This is a genomic window from [Actinomadura] parvosata subsp. kistnae, from assembly GCF_900323885.1.
Lineage (GTDB): Bacteria > Actinomycetota > Actinomycetes > Streptosporangiales > Streptosporangiaceae > Nonomuraea > Nonomuraea composti.
Map to the genome: position 1 here is coordinate 756,293 of NZ_OOHJ01000018.1, position 19,498 is coordinate 775,790.

The 19,498-nt window shown below is 72.6% G+C and carries 14 protein-coding genes and 1 tRNA gene; 2 read left to right on the forward strand and 13 right to left on the reverse strand.

From position 1 onward, the window contains the following. Positions 1 to 21: 21 nt before the first annotated feature. The 4 genes from KIS93_RS63580 to KIS93_RS23555 form a co-directional block, all read right to left on the reverse strand. Positions 22 to 891, reverse strand: coding sequence for an AMP-binding protein (locus tag KIS93_RS63580; protein ID WP_222107609.1), 870 nt, complete (start codon positions 889 to 891; stop codon positions 22 to 24). Positions 892 to 902: 11 nt separating this feature from the next. Next, a complete protein-coding gene (locus tag KIS93_RS63585) occupies positions 903 to 2,450 on the reverse strand; it encodes a condensation domain-containing protein (protein ID WP_222107610.1) in 1,548 nt (515 codons plus the stop codon). Positions 2,451 to 2,600: 150 nt separating this feature from the next. Continuing rightward, positions 2,601 to 7,643, reverse strand: a complete 5,043-nt coding sequence (locus KIS93_RS23550) for a non-ribosomal peptide synthetase (protein WP_080045615.1) — start codon at positions 7,641 to 7,643, stop codon at positions 2,601 to 2,603. Then, a complete protein-coding gene (locus KIS93_RS23555; protein WP_186404697.1) occupies positions 7,640 to 9,523 on the reverse strand; it encodes an ABC transporter ATP-binding protein in 1,884 nt (627 codons plus the stop codon). Before KIS93_RS23555 ends, KIS93_RS23550 begins: the two co-directional genes overlap by 4 nt. A gap of 261 nt (positions 9,524 to 9,784) precedes the next feature. Here KIS93_RS23555 and KIS93_RS23560 point away from each other — a divergent pair, with 261 nt between their 5' ends. Further along, positions 9,785 to 10,957, forward strand: coding sequence for a sensor histidine kinase (locus tag KIS93_RS23560; protein ID WP_168021507.1), 1,173 nt, complete (start codon positions 9,785 to 9,787; stop codon positions 10,955 to 10,957). A 12-nt stretch (positions 10,958 to 10,969) separates the two neighbouring features. On the opposite strand, the gene KIS93_RS23565 is transcribed toward KIS93_RS23560, so the two are convergent. The 9 genes from KIS93_RS23565 to KIS93_RS23605 all read right to left on the reverse strand — a co-directional run bounded on the left by KIS93_RS23565 (position 10,970) and on the right by KIS93_RS23605 (position 18,695). Beyond that, positions 10,970 to 12,220: an ABC transporter permease gene (locus KIS93_RS23565; protein WP_080045612.1), complete on the reverse strand. Its 1,251-nt coding sequence runs from the start codon at positions 12,218 to 12,220 to the stop codon at positions 10,970 to 10,972. Next, positions 12,217 to 12,954, reverse strand: a complete 738-nt coding sequence (locus KIS93_RS23570; protein ID WP_080045611.1) for an ABC transporter ATP-binding protein — start codon at positions 12,952 to 12,954, stop codon at positions 12,217 to 12,219. Before KIS93_RS23570 ends, KIS93_RS23565 begins: the two co-directional genes overlap by 4 nt. Beyond that, complete coding sequence (locus tag KIS93_RS23575; RefSeq protein ID WP_155129202.1) at positions 12,951 to 14,006, reverse strand: RND family efflux transporter; 1,056 nt, start codon at positions 14,004 to 14,006, stop codon at positions 12,951 to 12,953. The genes KIS93_RS23570 and KIS93_RS23575 overlap by 4 nt, the downstream gene beginning before the upstream one ends. Next, positions 14,006 to 14,488, reverse strand: a complete 483-nt coding sequence (locus KIS93_RS23580; RefSeq protein ID WP_155129199.1) for a hypothetical protein — start codon at positions 14,486 to 14,488, stop codon at positions 14,006 to 14,008. Before KIS93_RS23580 ends, KIS93_RS23575 begins: the two co-directional genes overlap by 1 nt. Before the next feature lie 128 nt (positions 14,489 to 14,616). Then, entirely contained in the window at positions 14,617 to 15,270 is a 654-nt protein-coding gene (locus tag KIS93_RS23585; protein WP_080045608.1) for a response regulator transcription factor, read from the reverse strand. A gap of 6 nt (positions 15,271 to 15,276) precedes the next feature. Continuing rightward, the gene (locus KIS93_RS23590; RefSeq protein WP_080045607.1) at positions 15,277 to 16,416 is read right to left on the reverse strand and encodes a prephenate dehydrogenase; all 1,140 of its coding nucleotides are present in this window, start codon (positions 16,414 to 16,416) and stop codon (positions 15,277 to 15,279) included. Between the two features lie 327 nt (positions 16,417 to 16,743). Then, positions 16,744 to 16,820: transfer RNA gene (locus KIS93_RS23595), tRNA-Lys, on the reverse strand. A 116-nt stretch (positions 16,821 to 16,936) separates the two neighbouring features. After that, positions 16,937 to 17,863, reverse strand: coding sequence for a nucleoside hydrolase (locus KIS93_RS23600; RefSeq protein ID WP_222107611.1), 927 nt, complete (start codon positions 17,861 to 17,863; stop codon positions 16,937 to 16,939). 271 nt (positions 17,864 to 18,134) lie between these two features. Continuing rightward, positions 18,135 to 18,695 carry an OsmC family protein gene (locus KIS93_RS23605; RefSeq protein ID WP_222107612.1) on the reverse strand — a complete coding sequence of 187 codons (561 nt, stop codon included), beginning with the start codon at positions 18,693 to 18,695 and terminating at the stop codon, positions 18,135 to 18,137. Between the two features lie 51 nt (positions 18,696 to 18,746). On the opposite strand from KIS93_RS23605, the gene KIS93_RS23610 reads away from it, so the two are divergent. Then, positions 18,747 to 19,496 carry a ferredoxin reductase domain-containing protein gene (locus KIS93_RS23610; protein ID WP_155129196.1) on the forward strand — a complete coding sequence of 250 codons (750 nt, stop codon included), beginning with the start codon at positions 18,747 to 18,749 and terminating at the stop codon, positions 19,494 to 19,496. Positions 19,497 to 19,498: the final 2 nt, after the last annotated feature.

Genomic DNA, 19,498 nt, shown 5'->3' on the forward strand with positions numbered 1-19,498 from the left:
AAGCCACGAACCGCTCCGCCGTCAACCCCGGCCGATCCAGATACCCCAACGCCAGACCCGCACCCGCCACATACAACTCACCCGCCACCCCCGGCGGCACCGGATGCAGAAACGCATCCAGCACGAACACCCGCCGCCCCGCCACCGGCCCCCGATCGGCAACACCGCACCCACCGCCGCACCCGGCTCGATCACGTGCCAGGTCGTGTACAGCGTGGACTCCGTCGGTCCGTAGGTGTGCCGGACCCGGAGGTTCGGGCAGGCCGCCCGCACCCGCTCCACCGCCGCAAGCGGGACCACGTCACCGCCGGTGGCGACCTCGCGCAGGCCGGCGAACGACTCCGGCGCCTCCTCGGCCACCACGCGGAAGGTCCCGGCCGTCAGCTGTGCCACGGTCACTCCGTCGGCCACGTAGGCGGCCAGCCGCTCGCCGTCCACCACCCCCGGCTCCGCGATCACCACCCGCGCCCCGCACGCCAACGGCACCCAGATGTCGTGCAGTGAGGCGTCGAAGGCGTGGGAGGCGTGCATCAGCACCGCGTCCCCAGGCCCCACCTCCAACCCCGGATCCCCCACCAGCGCCGCCACCGCACCGTGCGGAACCACCACCCCCTTCGGCACCCCGGTCGACCCCGACGTGTACATCACATACGCCGCATCCAACGGCCCCGGCCGCACCAGCCCACCCACGTCACCACCGGGAAAAGCGCCCACCACCAGCGACTCCACACCCTCCGGCAACAACCCCGCCGCGGCCTCGTCACACACCGCCAGCGACACTCCCGCATCAGCCAGCATGAACCGCACCCGATCCACCGGATACGCCCGATCCACCGGCACATACGCCGCCCCCGCCAGCCACACCCCCAAAAACGCCACCAGCAGATCCACCGACCGATCCATCACCACCGCGACCCGACCCCGCGGCTCACCCCGCGCGCCGCCAGCACCCCGGCCAACCGGCCCGCACGCCCCCACAAGTCCCCATACGACAGCGAACCCCCACGCCAGCTCACCGCCACCGCACCCGGCGCCCGGCCCACCCGACCCTCGACCAGCTCCACGACCGACGCCGGTCCGGCAGCCCGGCTCTCCGCACCGTCGTCCGGGGCGATCATCGCTTCCACCCGGCCCACCGGAGTGCGGGGATCCGTCACCAAGTGCTCCAGGACCCGGACGAGCTCATCGAGGGCGCCGCGCGCGACGGAGTCGTCGATCGCGGCGGGCCGGTACTGCACCTGGAACTCCAGGGATGCGCCGGGCAGGACGGTCAGCGTCAGCGGGTACGGCGTGGCCTGATCGACGTCGAGCAAGCTGAACGCCGGCGAGCCGGCCGGAGCCTGCCCCTCCTTCATGCCGGCGTAGTTCTCGAACACGACCAGCGTGTCGATGGTGACTCCGGTCAGCCGCTGGATCTCCGCGAGACCGAGGTGATGGTGGGGTGACAGCGCCTGCTGCCGTTCCTGCAGCTCGGTCAGGAGCTCCAGGAACGGGAGCTCCCCGCGCAGCCGCACCCGCACCGGCACGGTGGTGACGAACATTCCCACCATCCGCTCCACACCTGGCAACTCCGGCGGGCGCCCCGACACCGCCGTCCCGAACACCACGTCCGTCCGCCCGGACAGCCGCGCCAGCACCAGCGCCCACGCGCCCTGGACCAGGGTGTTCAACGTCAGCCCGCCCGCGCGGGAGAGCTCGGTCAGCGCCGCGGTCCGCTCGGCCGTGAGTCGCACCTCCGCCTGGGCCGGCGGCTCCATCCGCGGCCATTCGTCCAGGCCGCCCACGGCGGAGCCGGAGGAGTCGAGCCCGGCCAGCTCGGCCCGCCACGCCGCCCGGGCCGCCTCCTTGTCCTGCCGGCCCAGCCAGGCCAGGTACTCGCGGAACGACACGGCCGGGGCCAAGGCCGCGGCATCGCCGCCGGCCTCGTAGACGGCCCGCAGCTCCGCCTGCAGGACGCCCTTCGACCAGCCGTCCATCAGCAGGTGGTGGCCGGTCGTCACCAGGATGTGGCGATCCTCAGCGAGCTTGATCAGCAGGAGACGCAGCAGCGGCGGCACCTCCAGGTCGAAGCCCGCGCTCCGCTCCTTCTCCGCGAGCGCCGCGACCTCGGCCCGCGCGGCCTCCTCCGGCAGCCCGGACAGGTCCCGCTCGCTCCATGGCAGCTCGGCGTCCCGCAGGATGAGCTGCGCGGGAGTGCCCGACTTGCCGCGGTGGAAGCAGGCCCGGAGTGCCGCGTGCCGGGACAGCAAGGCCTGCCAGGAGACACGCAGCAGGGCCGCGTCGAGAGCTCCGTCGATAAGCTGGGACTGCTGGATGACGTAGACGTCGGGGGCGGCGCCCGGCACGGCGCGCGAGGTCCGCGCGCTGTCGAAGAGCATGCCCTCCTGCATCGGTGTCAGCGGCCAGACCTCGGCCAGGGCCGGCCCGGCGGAATGTGATGACGCGGCCATCGACGTCCCCCTAGTCAGTACAGTCGCGCGCTGCGAACACCGCGAAATTAGGTATTTCTCCACAAAACCGTCAAGAATTGTCCAGTTACCGACCGTCACCGAGCAGGCGTCCAACTGCGGATTCCGCGCGGTTGGGCGGACGCCCCGGGATCAGGCCTCGCCCGTCAGCCGGGCCGCGATCGACTCGAACTCGCGCACGTCGTCCTGGTCGAGGGGGATGAGGTCGAAGTCGGAGGCGGAACGGCCGCCGGCATCCGGCGCCCGCGTGTGGTCGGCGAGCCCGGACAGCAGGCCGAGCCAGGCGCGGCCGAGTGCCTCCACCTCGTCATCGCCGAGGAGCCGGCCGGCCCAGCTCACCATGAAGTCGAACTCAGGCCCGTCCCGGACGATCACGTTGGCCTCGATCGCATGTTGCAGCGGCGTGTCCGGATCCATGGCCCCGCCGATGCCCCCGATCATCCGCCAGGGCCCCGAGCCGCCGAACCTGCCCAGGTAGTTGAAGCCGATCCGGGGAGCCGGCAGGGCGGCCAGCACCGGCGCGGTCTCGGGGTTGAGGTGGCGCAGCAGCCCGTACCCCAGCCCGTCGCCGGGTACGGCCCGCGCCTGCTCCTTGGCCGTCAGCAACAACCGCCCGGCGGCCGGGCCACCTGCCGCGGCCTCGTCCAGGTCGATGCCGGTCAGCGACAGCCGCACCGGATGGACGCTGGTGAACCAGCCGACCGTGCGCGACAGATCCATGTCGGGGGCGAGCGGTTTCCTGCCGTGCCCCTCCACGTCCAGCACCACGGAGGACGTCCCCCAGCAGCGGGCGACGGCGCCCGCGAGCGTGGCCAGCAGCACTTCGTGGATCCCGCAGTGGAAGAGCGCCGGCGCGCGGTCGGCCAGCCGGGCCGCCCGTTCTCCCGAAAGCGTCCACGACCGCGACCGCATCGTCGACCCGGTGTCCTTCGCCCTGTCCGGCTCGCCCAGGGGTGGAGCCGGGTGATCGAGAACGGCGCGCCACGACTCCAGCTCCGCCACCCGCGCCGGGCTGCCCGCCTCTCGCGCCAGCAGGGTGGACCAGGCCCTGAAGGACATGGCCGGCGGCTCCAGCACCGGTTCCCGGCCGGCGGCGGCCGCTTCGTAGGCTGCCGCCAGGTCCGGCAGCAGAACGCGCCAGGACACTCCGTCGATCACCAGATGGTGGGCCACCAGCACCAGCCTGCTCCGGCCAGGTCCGCCCGTCACCCACACGACCTGGAACATCCGGCCGCGCTCCGGGGCCAGCCGATCGCGGGCCTCCCGTACGGCCTGCGCCGTCCGGGCGTCGAGGTCTCCGCCGGCTTCGATCCGGGTGATGAGGTCGCTCGCCTCGACGGCGCCGACGGCGGGGACCACCAGGCGCCCGTCCGTCACCGAGGCCCGCAGCATGTCGTGCGTCGCCAGCACCGCGCGCACCATGCGAGTCAGCACCGGGAGGGTCAGGCCGCCGGGAGCGTCGAGCACCACCCACTGCGCGAACGTCGTTCCCAGCGCTCCGTCGCCGAACCTCCGGAGCACCGGAGTCGGTGGGATCTCGCCGACGCCGTCGGCGCCCGCCGGCTCGGCGGCCGGGGCCGCAGACGGGTCGCCGTCGATCGACCGCGCCAGGCGTTCCGGGGTCTTCGCCGTGAAGACCTGCGCCGAGGTGAGGAGGAGACCCTCGCGGCGGGCGCGCGCCGCGAGCTGCATGGAGGTGATCGAATCACCGCCGAGCTCGAGGAAGCCGTCCTCCGGGCCCACCCTGGGCAGGCCGAGGACCTCGGCGAACAGCCGGCACAGGAGGCGTTCGAGCGCGGTGGCGGGCTCGCGGCCGGACGCCGACCCGGTGAAGTCCGGTGCGGGCAGCGCCTCCCGGTCCACCTTGCCGTTGGCCGTCCGCGGCAGCTCGGCCAGCACGACGATCGCCGCCGGGATCATGAATTCCGGGAGCCTGCCGGCGAGGTGCTCACGCAGGAGGCGGGGGTCCGGCGCCGCGCTCCCCGGGACGACGTAGCCGATGACGTGCCGCCTGCCGGGCTGGACCTCCCGCACCGTCACCACGGCCGCCCCGACGGACTCGTGGGTCATCAGCGCGGCCTCGATCTCACCGGGCTCCACCCGGTGCCCGCGCACCTTGACCTGGCCGTCGGCCCGGCCCGCGTGCATCAACTCGCCCGACGGGGTCCAGTGGGCCAGGTCCCCCGTCCGGTACATCCGCTCGCCCGCGACCGCTCCGGGCAGCCAGCCCGGCACCGCCACGAATCGCTCCGAGGTCAGGGCGGCGCGCCCGCGGTAACCCCGGGCGACACCGGCCCCCGCCAGGTACAGCTCGCCGGTGATCCCGGCGGGCAGCGGCCGCAGGAACGCGTCGAGGACGTAGGCCCGGCAACCCGGGATCGGGCGGCCGATCGGCGGTGCGGGCGCCCCGGTCAGCGCGCCGGTGACCGTGGAGGTGATGGTCGCCTCGGTCACGCCGTACTCGTTGACCAGCTCGACCCTGGACGACCACTGGCGCACCGCGGTGTCGCTCGCGCCCTCGCCGCCGATCACGATGACCCGCAGGTCGGGAAGGTCGTTGTCCGGGAGCTGGGCCAGGATGCCGGCCACCATGATCGCGTGCGTGACCCGGCGCTCCCGCATCAGGTCGGCGAGCTCCTCTCCGGAGAACCGGCCGGCCGGCCCGAGCACGAGGGTCGCGCCGGCACACAACGTCGGCCAGATGTCGCCCATCGCGACGTCGAAGCTCGGCGACGAGAGCTGCAGCACCCTGCTCGACGCGTCGATCCCGTACCTCTCCCGGCGGAAGGCGATGAAGCGGGACAGGCTCGCGTGCGAGACGGTGACCCCCTTCGGGGTTCCGGTCGATCCGGAGGTGAAGATGACGTAGGCCGCGTTCCCGCCGGCCGCCCGCGGCAGCGGCCCGTCCCCAGCCGGCCCGCGCGTGCCGATCCCGACGACCTCGGGGCCGGCCGGCACCACGTCCCTCGTCTCCGGGGTGCACAGCACGACCGGCACGTCCGCCAGCATGCCCGCCACCCGCGGCGCCGGGTACTCCGGATCCACCGGGACGAAGGCGCCACCCGCCAGGGCCACCGCGAGCAGGCCCACCACCAGCTCCGGCGATCGCTCGGCGACCACGCCCACCGGGCACTCCGGGCCCACTCCCCGCGCCACCAGGCTCCTTGCCAGCGCCGTCGCCCGATCCCACAGCTCGGCGTAGGTCAGCTCGCCGTCCCGGCCCGTCACGGCCACCGCACCGGGGTCGCGCGCCACCGCCCGGCCGACCAGCACCGGCAGCGGCTCCGCCGCCTGCTCGGCAGGCGGCTCGTCAAGCGGCTGATCGAGAGGCTCCGCCCCGGGCAGGCCCAGCCGGCCCACCAGAGGGTCGTCCACGATGCCGGCCAGCACGCCGAGAAGCTGCTCCAGCAGGGACCCGGCGACACCGGCGTCGAACGCCCCCTTCCGGTAGGCGAGCCGCAGCGTCAGCTCCTCGCCCGGCACGACGCCGATGGTCAGCGGATAGTGGGTCGCCTCCACCGTGCCCAGATACCGGTAGGCGCCGGTGAAGTCGCGCGGGTAGTTCTCCATGACCAGCAGGGTGTCGAAGCCGGCGGCCGGCCCGGCGGCCCGCTGGATCTCGGCCAGGCCCAGGTGCTGGTGGGGCATCAGCCGCGCCTGCCGTTCTGCCAGCTCCGCGAGCAGCTCGCCGACCGGCTGCCCGCCGCGCAGCCGGACCCGGACCGGCACGGTGTTCATCATCAGCCCGAGCATCCCTTCCACGCCGGGCAGCTCGGGGGGACGGATGGCCGCGACCGTGCCGAAGACCACGTCGTTCCGGCCGGCCAGCCGGGACAGGACGATCCCCCAGGCGCCTTGCATGATCACGCCGAGGGTGAGCCCGCGGGCACGGGCGAAGTCCAGCAGGCTCGAACGCAGTGCCGCGGGGACGATCATGTCGCTGTAGACGCTCTCGCCGCCGGAGCCGCCGGAGCCGCCGGAGCCGCCGGTGCCGCCGGTGCCGCCGGTGCCGGCCAGGGTGGGCTCGTCCAGGCCGGACAGCTCGGCGCGCCAGGCCTCCCGTGCGGCGTCGGCGTCCCGGCCGGCCAGCCAGGCGAGATACTCGCGGTAGGAGGTCACCGGGCCGAGCCGCGCAGCGTCGCCACCGGCCGCGTACACCTCGGCCGCCTCGTTGAGCACTCCCGCGACCGACCAGCCGTCGGTGACGATGTGATGGTGCACGACGAGCAGCCGGTGCAGATCCTCCCGCAGCCGGATCAGCACCAGCCGGGTCAGCGGCGCCTTCGACAGGTCCAGCAGCTCCGCCTGCTCCCGGGCGATCACCTCGGCCACCGCGGCGTCCTGATCGCGCGCGCCGGTCAGATCCACCTCACGCCAGTCGGGGGCCACGCCGTCCGCCACGGCCTGGACGGCCCTCCCCGACGGCAGCCGGTGGAAGGAGACCCGCAGCGCCGCGTGCCGCGCGAAGACCTCCGCCCACGACGCGCGCAGCCGCGGCACGTCGACGAGCCCGGACAGCTCCACGATCCACTGGCCCTGGTAGGCGTCGGAGCTCTCGGAGTGGAACAGCAGGCCCTCCTGCAACGGGGACAGCGGCCACACCTCGGCCAGGCCCGGCACGGCGGCCGCCAGCTCCGCCGCGTCCTCGGCGGACAGCTCGACCAGGGGCCGCGTCTCCGCCGGGGTCGTCTCCCTGCGTCCGGCGACGGCGGCCAGTCGAGGCGCCGTCCCCTCCGTCATCACCTGGGCCGGCGTCACCATCAGGCCGTGCCGGGCGGCCCGCGCCGCCACGCGCATGGCCAGGATCGAGTCGCCGCCCAGCTCGAGGAAGCGCTCGCCGGCCCCGATCCCGGGCACCCCGAGAACCTCCGCGAACAGCTCGCGGAAGACCCGCTCCACGTCCGGGTCCGCCGCCTGCGGGGCCGCGCCGCCGCCGGAGGCGTCCGGCTCGGGCAACGCCTGCCGGTCGAGCGCCTCCAGCGGCACGATCACCGTGGGAACCAGGTGGCCGGGCAGCACCTCGGACAGCCGGTCGCGCAGCCGTGCCGGATCCAGCTCCGCGTGGGCGACCACATAACCGATCAGGCGGCCCGCGCGCACTGCCACGGCGGCTTCCCGTACACCGGGCTGAGCCGCCAGCACCCCCTCGATCTCGTCAACAGGTATCACGCTCATCGTGTCTCCTCGAACGCCACCGCCTGGTGGTTCGCCGACCCGTTCCCGTTCAGCTGGGTGTGGTAGAGGGCCGCGTAGAGGCCGCCGGCCCGCAGCAGCTCCTCGTGCGTGCCCCGCTCGCGGACCCCGCCGTCGTCGATGACGAGGATCTGGTCGGCCTCGCGGACGGTGGACAGCCGATGCGCGATCACCAGCGCCGTACGGCTCTGCAGCGCGGCCACCAGGGCCCGCTGGACCGCCGCCTCGGACTCCGAGTCCAGATGCGCGGTGGCCTCGTCGAGGACGACCACCGACGGTGACTTGAGCAGCAGCCGGGCGATGGCCAGCCGCTGCTTCTCCCCGCCCGACATGCGGTATCCGCGGTCGCCGACCACGGTGTCCAGCCCGCGCGGCAGAGATCTGATCACGTCCCAGATCTGCGCGCGCTCGCAGGCCTCGACCAGCTCCTGCTCGGTGGCGTCCGGCCGGGCGTAGCGGAGGTTCTCCCGGATGGTGTCGTGGAACAGGTAGGAGTCCTGCGAGACCACGCCGACCGTGCGGCGCAGCGATTCGAAGGTCAGGTCACGGACGTCGTGGCCGCCGAGGCGCACGGCACCCGACGTCGGGTCGTACAACCGGGACACCAGGTGCGTCAGCGTGGTCTTCCCCGCGCCGGACGGACCGACCAGGGCGGTGACCGTGCCGGCCGGAACCCGGAAGCCGACCCCGCGCAGCACCTCGGGGCTGTCGTCCGCGCGCTCGGCGACGGCATGCGCGTTCGCTTCGAGCGACTCCAGGGAGACCTCGTCGGCCCGGGGGTAGCGGAACCGCACGTCCTCGAACTCGATGTCCGGCGCCGGGCCGGAGGGCGGCAGCGCGATCGCGCCGGGGCGTTCGGTGATCAGCGGCTTCAGGTCGAGCAGCTCGAACACCCGGTCGAAGCTGACCAGCACGTTCAGCGCGCCCGCCTGCATGCCGGAGAGCTGGGTGATCGGGCCGAAGAGCCGCCCCAGCAGGATGGCGAGCGCCACCAGGGTGCCGAGCTGGAAGGCGCCGTCCAGCACCAGCCCGCCGCCGACGCCGTAGACCACCGCGGTGGCGAGCGAGGCCAGCAGCGCCATGATGATGAACGCGAGCCGGCCGTACACCGTGACGGTCACCCCGATCCGGCGGATCCGCTCGGACCGATCCGCGTAGTCGGCCGACTCCTCGGCGGGCCGGCCGAAGAGCTTGGTGAGCATCGCGCCCTGCACGTTGAACCGCTCGTGGATGAGCCCGGCCAGGCCGCTCTGCAGCTCCATCTGCCGCCGCTGGTGGCGTTGCAGCCGCCGGCCCACGTAGGCCCACGGCACCATGAAGATCGGAATGAGCAGCAGGGTGACGACCGCGACCAGCCATGACAGGTAGAACAGCTCGGCCGCCACGAGAACGACCGTGACCGCCGCGGTCGCCGACATGAGCACCTGGGTGAACGCGTGCTGGGCGACCACGATGTCGGTGTGCATCCGGCTGGACAGGACCCCGGTCTGGGTGCGGGTGAAGAAGGCCAGCGGCAGCCGCTGCACGTGGTCGTGGGCCTGGACCCGCAGGTCATGGCTGACCCCCTGGCCGATCCGGCCGGAGATCCGGCTCAGCACGAGCTGCGCCAGCGCCTCGATCAGGGCGAGCCCCGCGACGGCGGCGGCCAGCCGGGCCACCGCCGCCAGGTCGTTCTTCAGGATCCCGTCGTCCACGATCGCCTTCAGCAACAGCGGCGTCGCGACGACGATGACCGCCTCCACCACGGCGATGACGCCGAAGGCAGCGATCGACCGGCCATAGGGCCGCAGGTAGGCAAGCGTCCGGCGCGCCGTCCCTGGGCGGATCCGGGCAGTCTCGGCATCGTCGCCGCCACGCACCATCACCCCCCTGGTCCCGCCGTCATCATGACCTGTCCCATGTCTCCCCCATGGCCGGTTGTCCGTGGCGGCACCCATCGTCCACGGCGGCGCGTTCTGTCCACGAGTCGTCCAACCGCGCGAACGCCGCACTTGGACACCGCTGCCGCGCGGGCGGCGGAGGGGAAGTGCCTGGAGGACGGCGGTGTCGCCGTCCTCGTCCCGCGAGCCGATCTCCATGCCGGACGGGGGCGCCGTCCGCCGCAGGTCCCTACGATGGGGGAAATGCTGGCTTCCCTGCGGTTCATCACCTCCCCCCGGACGGTCCGGCTGCGCCTGACCCTCCTGTACGGGGTGCTGTTCGCCGCGTCGAGCGCGGTGCTCCTCACCATCACGTTCCTGCTGGTCTGGAACTCCCGGCGCAACGCCGCGTCGCTGCGCTACGGCACCCTGGAGCCCGGCCGGCAGGGGCCCATCCCTCCGCTCAGCGTCGCCGAGCAGGCCCGCGAGTACGTCCAGCGGCAGAACGAGGCCCTCATCCAGGACCTGCTGATCCAGTCGATGATCGCGTTCGCCATCATGACGATCATCTCGTTCGCGATCGGCTGGCTGATCTCCGGGCGGGTCCTGCGGCCGCTGCGCACGATGAACGACACGATCAGGCGGATCTCCGCACGCAACATCCACGAACGGCTCGCCCTGCAAGGCCCCCGCGACGAGCTGAGGAATCTGGCCGACACCGTCGACGGGCTGCTCGGCAGGCTGCACGCCGCGCTGGACGCGCACAAGCATTTCGTCGCCAACGCGGCGCACGAGCTGCGCACGCCGCTCACCGTGGAGCACGCGCTGCTGGAAGAGGCCCTGCTCGACGCCGGCGCCGACGCCGACTCCCTGCGCTCCACGATGGGCCGGCTGCTGTCCATCAGCGAGCAGCAGGGGCGCCTGCTGGAGTCGCTGCTCACCCTGGCCGAGAGCGAGGGCGGGCTGGCCCACCGGCAGCCCGTCGATCTGGCGGCGGTCGCCGACCGGGTGGTACGCGCGACCGCCGCCGGCGACCTGCGGCTCCTGCCCGCTCTCTCGCCCGCCCTGGCTTCGGGGGACCCGGCGTTGATCGAACGCCTCGTGGCCAACCTCGTCGACAACGCGGTGCGGTACAACGTGCCCGGCGGCCGGGTCGAGGTCACCACCGGCGTCACCGACGGCTGGGCCGTCGTCTCGGTGCTGAACACCGGGCCGGTGATCCCGCCCGACCAGGTGGAGCGCCTGCTCGAGCCCTTCCAGCGGCTGGATCGCACCGTGCGCGGCAACGGCCACCACGGGCTGGGCCTGTCCATCGTGCGCGCCATCGCCGCCGCCCACGACGCCCTCCTCTCCGCGCTGGCCCGGCCCGATGGCGGTTTGTCGGTGCGGGTCTCCTTCCCGCTCGCGACCGGCCTGGCCGCGCGGAACGGAGCGTGAAGGAGCCGCCGGTCACACCGTGCGGAGGGCGGCGGTCGGCGACATCCGGGCCGCGCGGAGGGCCGGCAGCAGCCCGGAGACCGCGCCGATCAGCAGCGCGGCGGCGATGCCTCCCGTCCACGCCTGCACGGGGATGACGACGGCCCAGCCACGGCCGGCCGCGTAGACCACCGTGGCCAGAACCCCGGCGGCCACGCCCGCGACGCCGCCGAGCGCCGCGAGCAGAATCGCCTCGCCGAGGAACTGCATGCGGATCTGCCCCTTCGTGGCGCCGAGTGCGCGGCGCAGACCGATCTCCGAGCGGCGTTCGAGCACCGAGATGATCATGATGTTGGCGACGCCGACGGCGCCCACCACCAGTGCCACGGCTCCGAGGCCGAGGAAGAGGCTGTTGAACGCCCCTTCGGCCGCGGCCCGGGCGGTCAGCGCGTCGGACGGCTGGCTGACGTTCACCTCGTTGGCGGCCTGGGGATTGGCGGTCCGTGCCAGCACGGCCTGGACCTCCTCGACGTGATCGGTATCCGCGCGCACATAGAGCGTGGTGGGCGGGCCGTCCGCCGGCTCACCCCGGAAGACGCTCACGTGCCCCAGGTACTTGCGGGCCGCCTCGTAGCCGATCAGCACGCTCACGTCGATCTCCGGGGCGAGCGTGGCCGGCTTCAGGATGCCCGCGATGTGGAACCACTGGCCACCGGCCCAGATCCGCAGGCCGGGATGGACGCGGTCGATCCCCAGCCGCTGCGCCGCCACCGATCCCAGCACCGCGACGGGGCCCGTGGCGGTGCCCGCGTTCAGCCAGCTCCCCCGATCCACTCCGATGGTCAGGACCGAGGGCAGGTTGAGACTGGCCGCCCGGATCTGCAGGGCCCCCGTACTGGCCGGGGGGACCATGGGGCTCCGGTACACCTTCGCGTCCTTGATCAACCCCGCGTGCCCGACGTGCTGGACGTGGGGCACGTGCGACACCCGCGCGGGCGCCTCGATCGGAAGGTCCGCGGTCTGGCCGCCGAAGCTCCGCCCGGCCTCGACCTTGAGCAGGTTGGTCCCGAGCCTGTCGATCTCCGCGAGGAGGCCCGCCTGTGAGGACGAGGACAGGCCCAGAACCGCGACGATCGCGGCCGTGCCGATGGCGATTCCCAGCGCCGACAGGGCGGCACGCAGCGGCCGCGTGCGCAGCCCCACGTTGGCGACCCTCGCGCTGTCCCGGAAGGACAGCCGGGCCCTGCGGCCGACGCCGGGGCGTTCATGCGTTGCCGTACTCATGTGACCCCCGCCGAGTCGTAGATCACCTGGCCGTCGAGCATCCGGATCTGGCGCGGCAGGGCGGCGGCGAGCTCCATGTCGTGCGTGACCACGATGATCGTCGCCCCTTCCGCATGCAGCTCGTGCAGGAGCTCCACGATCGACGTGCCGGTGACGCTGTCGAGGTTGCCGGTCGGCTCGTCGGCGAGGACGATCGCCGGCCGGCCGATCAAGGCGCGGGCGATGGCCACCCGCTGCCGCTCGCCGCCGGAGAGCTTGGGCGGCCGGAACCCGGCCCGGTGCGCCAGGCCGACCCGCTTGAGCGCCTCCTCGGCCCGCGCACGGCGCTCGGCCAGGCCGGCTCCGGTGTACAACAACCCGTCGGCGACGTTCTCCGCCACGGTGGCGTACTCGGCGAGGAAGAACTGCTGGAAGACGAAGCCGATGCGATGCGCCCGCAGCAGGGACAGCTCCGTGTCGGACAGCCCGGCCACATCGACGCCGTCGATCCGCACGGTGCCGCCGCTGGGCCGCTCCAGCGTCCCCATCACATGCAGCAGCGTGGACTTGCCCGAGCCGGACGGGCCGACGATCGCGGTCAGCTCGCCGCGGCGCACGGTGAAACTCACCCCCCGCAGTGCGGGCACCGGCGGCTGCTCGCCGTAGACCTTGGTGACCTCCTCGAGCGCCAGGACCTCGTCCCGGTGCGCGGCCGAGGAGGAGTTTCGCGCGGCGGGATCCGCGGAACGCCTCATATCGACGGCACCACCACTCTGTCGCCCGCGGCGAGTGCGCCCTTGACCTGGACACGCCCGCTGACGTTGTCGAACAGGCCGAGCTCCACCGGGACGATCTCCCGCCGCCCGTCGGCACGCACCCGCTCCACCGCGAACCCGCCGGCGGCCCTGCCGATCACCGAGGTCACCGGCACGATCAGCGCGTCCTTCACCTCGCCGACCGTGATCTCCACCCGGACCGGGGCGTTGTCCAGCTTCCGCACGTCCTGCGGCCGGTCCAGGCCGATGAGGACCGGGATCGTGGTGTCGGTGGTGCCGGACCCCGCCCCCTCCCCCCGCCTGGCGACGGCGCCGACCCAGATGACCTTGCCCGAAGTCGTCGTGTTGTCCGGCAGCGTGATCTGCACACGATCCCCCACCTCGACCAGGCTCTGCTGGGCGGCGTTGAGATCGACGCTCACCTGGCGCTCCGCCAGCGAGGCCTGCACGACCTCGGCGCCGGCGCGGGCGATGGTGCCGAGCCGGCCGGCCACCCCGATCACCCGGATGGAGACGGGCATGAAGATCGCATCCCCCAGGGGCAGCTCGCCGGTCACCTTCATCCCGCGCTGCTTCTGCAGCTTCCGCAGCGCCCGCGCCGTCTTCGAGGTGAACCGGTCGCCGCTCACCTTCAGGTTCTGGTTGAGCTGCCGGACGTCCTTGCCCTTCGCGCCGGCCGACAGGTCGCGGTAGGCCGGCGTGTCCCCGCACAGCAACAGCACCGGGCGATCGTCGACACGGTAGAACGTCTCCCCGCAGCCGACCTTGTCACCTTCCTGCGGCAGCTGGGTGTAGATCCCGCGAGCCTGGTTGACCGCCGAGTACGGCGAGCCGTCGGGCCGCCTGCGGTACCCGAGCGTCCCGTCGTCGGTGATCTGGGAGTCAAGCTGCCCCTTCGTCACCGTCGCCGTCTCCGGTGGGAGGGCCCGCGCGCTCGACGTGGTGCCATCGGGAAGGGGCAGGAGGATCACCCCCGCGGTGACGACGGCCGCGGCGGCCACCGCGAGACCTGCGACACGGGATCTCCGCATCACTGACCGCCAATCAGCCCGCCGGGGTTGAGCTGGCGGCAGGCTTCCGCCGCGGCTCTGTACTCCGGTGAGTTCTGATCGACGTTCCCGCTCAGCAGGGCGCCGCCCTCGGGGTCGGGGAAATCCGGGACGCCGTTCTTCCGCATGCACTCGGCGTACTTGATCATCTTCTGCTGCTGCTCGGGCGACATCTGACCGCCGCCGCCCAGGAACCCGGCGGGCTGCAGGTCCTTGCACTTGTCCAGGGCCGCCTTCCACTGCGGCGAGTTCGGGTCCAGGACGGTGCCGCGCCTGAAGTTGGTGTTGAACTGACCGTCGACCGGGTCGGGGAAGTCCTTGAGGCCGTTGCTGCGCATGCACTCGGCGAACTTCACCGCCTTCGCCTGTCCGTCGGCGGCGCCGGTCCCCTTCCCGCCGGTTTCCTGTGGGTCCGCTCCGGCCGAGCAGCCTGCGATGATCAGGCCGAGCGCCGCCAGTGCCACGATTGCCGTCCGCATGGTGCCTTTCTCCTGTCTTGTGGGCTTCTCGGCACCTGTCTACGGGAGGGCCGGTGACAGGGGCGTCAGGCGTGTTGTGACCGTGGTGTGACGCACCGGCCGGTCGGCGACGATCAGATCCGGTAACCCACGCGGGGAACGGTCTCGATCAGCGGGGGCGGCCCCAGCTTCGACCGAAGCCGGTTGATCGTCGCCTTGACGGTGGTGGTGAACGGGTCGGCCTCCTCGTCCCACACCCGTTCCAGCAGCTCCTCGGCCGGTACGACGCGACCGCCGGCGGCGAGCAGATACTCCAGCACGGCCAGTTCCTTCGGGGTCAGCGGCAGCCGCATGCCGGCTCTCGTCGCCACCCGCCCGGCCGGGTCGAGCCGCAGATCGCCGTGGACCAGGATGGGCGGCGTGGGCGGCGCGGCCCGTCTGCCCAGCGCGCGGATCCGCGCCACGAGCTCGGCGAAGGCGAAGGGCTTGGGCAGGTAGTCGTCGGCGCCCAGGCTCAGGCCGGCGACCCGGTCGGCGATCGTGCCGGAGGCGGTGAGCATCAGCACCCGCGTCCGCCGGGCTCCCGCGGCGAGCTCCCGGCACAGGTCGTCGCCGTGCATGCCCGGGATGTCCCGGTCCAGGACCACCACGTCGTAATCCACCACGAAGAGGCGCTCGTGCGCGTCGTCACCGTCGTAGCTGACGTCGACCGCCATGCCCTCCCGGCGCAGCACCCGCGCCACCGAATCCGCCAGCTCGGCCTGATCTTCCACAACGAGCACGCGCATATCGCTCTATCCTGCTCCGGCGTCAGTCACAACGAGGTCACAGCGACCCGGCCACAACGCCGACACGTGCCAGCCGTGGAACCGCAGCGCGTCGGTCAGGCGCTCGGAGTCCTGCGGCCGCACGGAGATCTCGGCCACCGCGACCGGCAGGCCGGGCGAGTGTTCGAGGCGGACGTCCTCGATGTTCACGTCGGCGAGCCCGGAGGCGTTGAACAGCCGGCCAAGCTCGCCCGGACGGTCCTGCAACACCACCTGGAGCACGGCGTAGTCGCGGGCGGGTCCGCCGTGCTTGCCGGGGATCCTCCCCCGCCCGGAGATCCCCCGCTGCAACAGGTCGGTTATCGCGTCCAGGTCACCGATGCGCAGGGCGACCGCCGCAAGGGTGAGGTCCTGGGCGATCGCGTCGACCGCCTCGGCGACCGGGAGCGCGTTCCCGGCGAGGATGGCCCGCCACAGCCGCACGTCGCCGCCCGCGATCCGGGTCACGTCGCGCAGCCCTTGGCCGGCCAGCTCCATGGCGACGGACCGCTCGCGGGGGTGATCGGGCTCCTGCCCGCCCGCACCCTCAAGCGCCGCGGCCACGGCGGCGGACACGACGTGCGGGGCGTGCGACACCAGGGCCACCGCCTCGTCGTGCTCCCGCGCTCCGACGTCGATCTCCTTACCGCCGCACAGTGCGATCAGCTCGCGCGCCAGCCGTACGGGCTCGGCGGAGGTCTCCGGCCCCGGGCAGAGCGCCCAGGGACGGCCCAGGAAGAGGTCGGCCCGGGCGGCGGCCGGGCCGGAGCGCTCCCGCCCGGCCAACGGATGACCCGGGACAAATGTGGTCAGATCACACCCGAGCCGGGCCGCCGCAGCCGTCGGCTCCGCCTTGACGCTGGCCACGTCGGTGTACGCGCGGGCCGCGCCCCGCTTCTGCAGGTCGGCGAGGACCTCGGCGATCAGGTCCGGAGGCACCGCCAGCACCCCCAGGTCGGCGGGCTCGCCCCGCCACGGCTGCCCGGCGCCGAGCTCCCGCGCGAGCCGGACGGCATCCTCATCCACGTCGGACAGCGCGACCGTCACGCCGTGGCCGCGCAGGGCGAGCGCGATCGAGGTGCCGATGAGACCGACTCCCACGACGAGCACGGTGGATAATTTCCGCATAGATACCACGATTCCTGGGCGTCACTGCGAGGCCGAGGCGGAGAGCGGCGGCCACCCGGAGCCGCGCATGCCGGATGGGACCGGTCTCCACGTGAGCCGTCAGCCGTAGCACCCGGTTCAGAAACGACGAGTGGCTGCACTGGATCCAGCGATCGGACTCCTTGATAGTGCACACGCGAGATCGGCGTCGAGTCCGTCCACCTCGGGGCCGTGGCCAGGCGGCCGGGATGCTCGTACTGTTCTGGTACGGTCGGCCGTCGCGCGCCCCCTACGTTGGGGCAGCAAACAAAGAACCCCAGCCCGGATGCCCAGAACTGGGGTTTTGTGTGGTGCGCCGCCAGGGACTCGAACCCCGGACCCGCTGATTAAGAGTCAGCTGCTCTGACCAACTGAGCTAGCGGCGCAACAAGAGAAACTCTATCAGCCGCCGGACAGTGGTCGCGCCGGGCCGGGTGGCCGGCTTCCCGGCAGTGGCCGCGCCGGGCCGGATGCCTGGCTTCCCGGCAGTGGCCGCACCGGGTCAGCCCAGGCGGGTGGCCAGCTTCTCGTAGGCGCCGATCACCAGGTCCCAGAACGCGGGCACGTCCACCGCCGTCGCCACCAGCGCGTTCGCCCGCCTGTCGCGCAGCCGGAAGTCCGTCACGGTCATGCCCCTCGTGAATTCCCCCATGGTCTCCACGTTCACCACCGCCGGGACGCAGGTGAACAGGCCGGGGTCGAGCACGTACGCGACCGCGCACGCGTCATGGATGGCCGGGCCGCCCTCGGCCGTCACCACCCCGTAGAACTGCGCGGCCGGCACCAGCAAGTCGGCCAGCCGCCCGAGCGGCCGCATCCGCTCCAGCACGTCCGAGGTGAGCGTGGCCCGCAGCGTCACGTCGAGGCCGAGCATCGTGACCGTCCACCCGGCCTCGAACACGATCGCCGCCGCCTCCGGGTCGGCCAGCATGTTGAACTCGGCCGCCGGATTGTGGTTGCCGCGCGTGTAGGAGCCGCCCATGATGACCAGGTCGCGGGCCCACTGCACGATACGCGGCTCGCGGCGTACGGCGAGGGCGATGTTCGACAGCGGCCCCACCGCCACCAGCGTGATCTCGCCGGGGGCGGCCTTCAGCGTCTCCACGATGAAGTCGACCGCGTGCCCCTCCGACGGGCCGAGCCGCGGCGCCGGCAGCACCACGTCGCCGAGCCCGGTGTCGCCGTGCACGGCGGTGGCCCGTACGGTGCGGCGCAGCAGCGCGCCCGCGCTGCCCGGCGTCACGGGCACGTCGCCCATCTGCAGGAACTCGCGCAGGGCCAGCGCGTTGGCCGTCGTGAACTCCAGGTCGACATTGCCGCCGACCGTGGTGACGCCGACGATGTCGAGGGAGTCGGCGCAGCCGGCCGCCAGGGCGAGGGCGAGCGCGTCATCGATGCCGGGATCGCAGTCGATAAGAACTTTCTTCACGTCACCGGAGGATACGCATGGATCGGGCCGGGCAGTTCCCCCAAAGCTGCCCGGCCCGATCGGCGGCGGTCCAGGCCGGCGCTTTCCCCCAAAAACGCCGGCGGTCCCGCACTTGCGAACCGCGGTCCCCCTCCGCGTCCGCATCGGTGAAGGTCCTTCGGCCAGTTGCTGAGCTCCTGACCTGGTACAACGCTACCGAGACGAATGCAACGCTCGCGTCATAACGGGGTCGAATATCTGTCTTATCCGCCTACGGAAGTGTCTTGCCCGCCTATGGAAGCGTCTCGTCCGTCTCCGCGGGCGTGCCGACCGCCTTCGCGGGCGTGCCGACCGCCTTCGCAGGCGTGCCGACCGCCTTCGCGGGCGTGCCGACCGCCTTCGCAGGCGTGCCGACCGCCTTCGCAGGCGTGCCGACCGCCTTCGCAGGCGTGACGTCCGCCTCCGGAAGCTCCAGCCGCACCTCCGTGCCCTCCTGCAGCGACCGGCTCACCGTGCAGTACTTCTCGTGCACGCGCCCCGCCACCGCCCTGAAGACCTCGTCGGCCGCCTCCGAGGGCAGCTCCACGTCGTACGTGATCGTCACGGGACCGAGCTTGTTCTGCTCGACCTTCTCCGCCTCCACGGTCATCGCCAGCCGCACCAGCCGGTGCCCGCGCTTGGCGGTCAGCGGCTCGACGGTCACGATGTTGCAACCACCCACCGCCGCCAGCAGCAACTCGACCGGGGTGAACACCCCGTCCTCGTCACCGCCCCCGATGAGAACCTCGGCGCCACGGGCGTTGGTGGCCCGGAATCCGCCCTCTTCAGTGCGCTCGACACGTACGTTAGCCATGTTTCAGACCCTACTCAGGAAGCTTTAATGTTCGTTCAGGATCGTGGGGTCATGGCTAGCGAGGTGAATGTTCGTCAGGGCCCGATCCTCTTCTGGAGCGGCGTCGCGGTGGCCGAGTTCGGCGCGATCGGGCCTGGTTTCGGTTACCCCTGGTCCCCGGCGGCGCTCGCGGGGGCGGCGCTGCTCGTGGCACTCGGCTTCCTCAGCGTCAAGGCCGCCGACTACCTGCGCACAGAAGAGGCCAGGCAGCGGCTGCGGCTCGGCGGCTACCTCGCCGGCGCGCTGCTGGTGGCGCACCAGTTCAGCTCCACCGCCCACGTCACCAGCCTCAGCCGGGTGGGCTCGCTCCTGCTCTACGCCATGGCGGCCGTGATGGTCGTGCACAGCCACCGGGTGCCCCAGCAGACGCGTCCTTCCCTGCTGATCGCCACCGGGCTCGACCCGGTCTCGCTGCGCGAGCGCCTGGCCCGCGCGTCCGGCACCGCGTCCGAGGGCGCGTCCGGCAGTGCGTCCGGCAGTGCGTCCGACATCGTGGCCGTCTACCGCGCCGACCGCGTCACCGACGAGCTGCGCGAGCTGGAGCGGCACTACGGCCTCATCCTCGTGGTCGGCGACGAGCACGACCCGCGGGTCAAGGAGCGCGTCAGCGCCTCCGGGCTGAGCCGCGAGATCCCCGACATCGCCGAGCGCGAGGTCGTCGTGGCCGGGCCGCGGCACTTCAAGCGGTACGTGGCGGGCGCGTTGTCACGCCTCGCCATCCCCAAGTCACAGATTCATTTCAAATCCGGGCAAAGGGTTTAGGC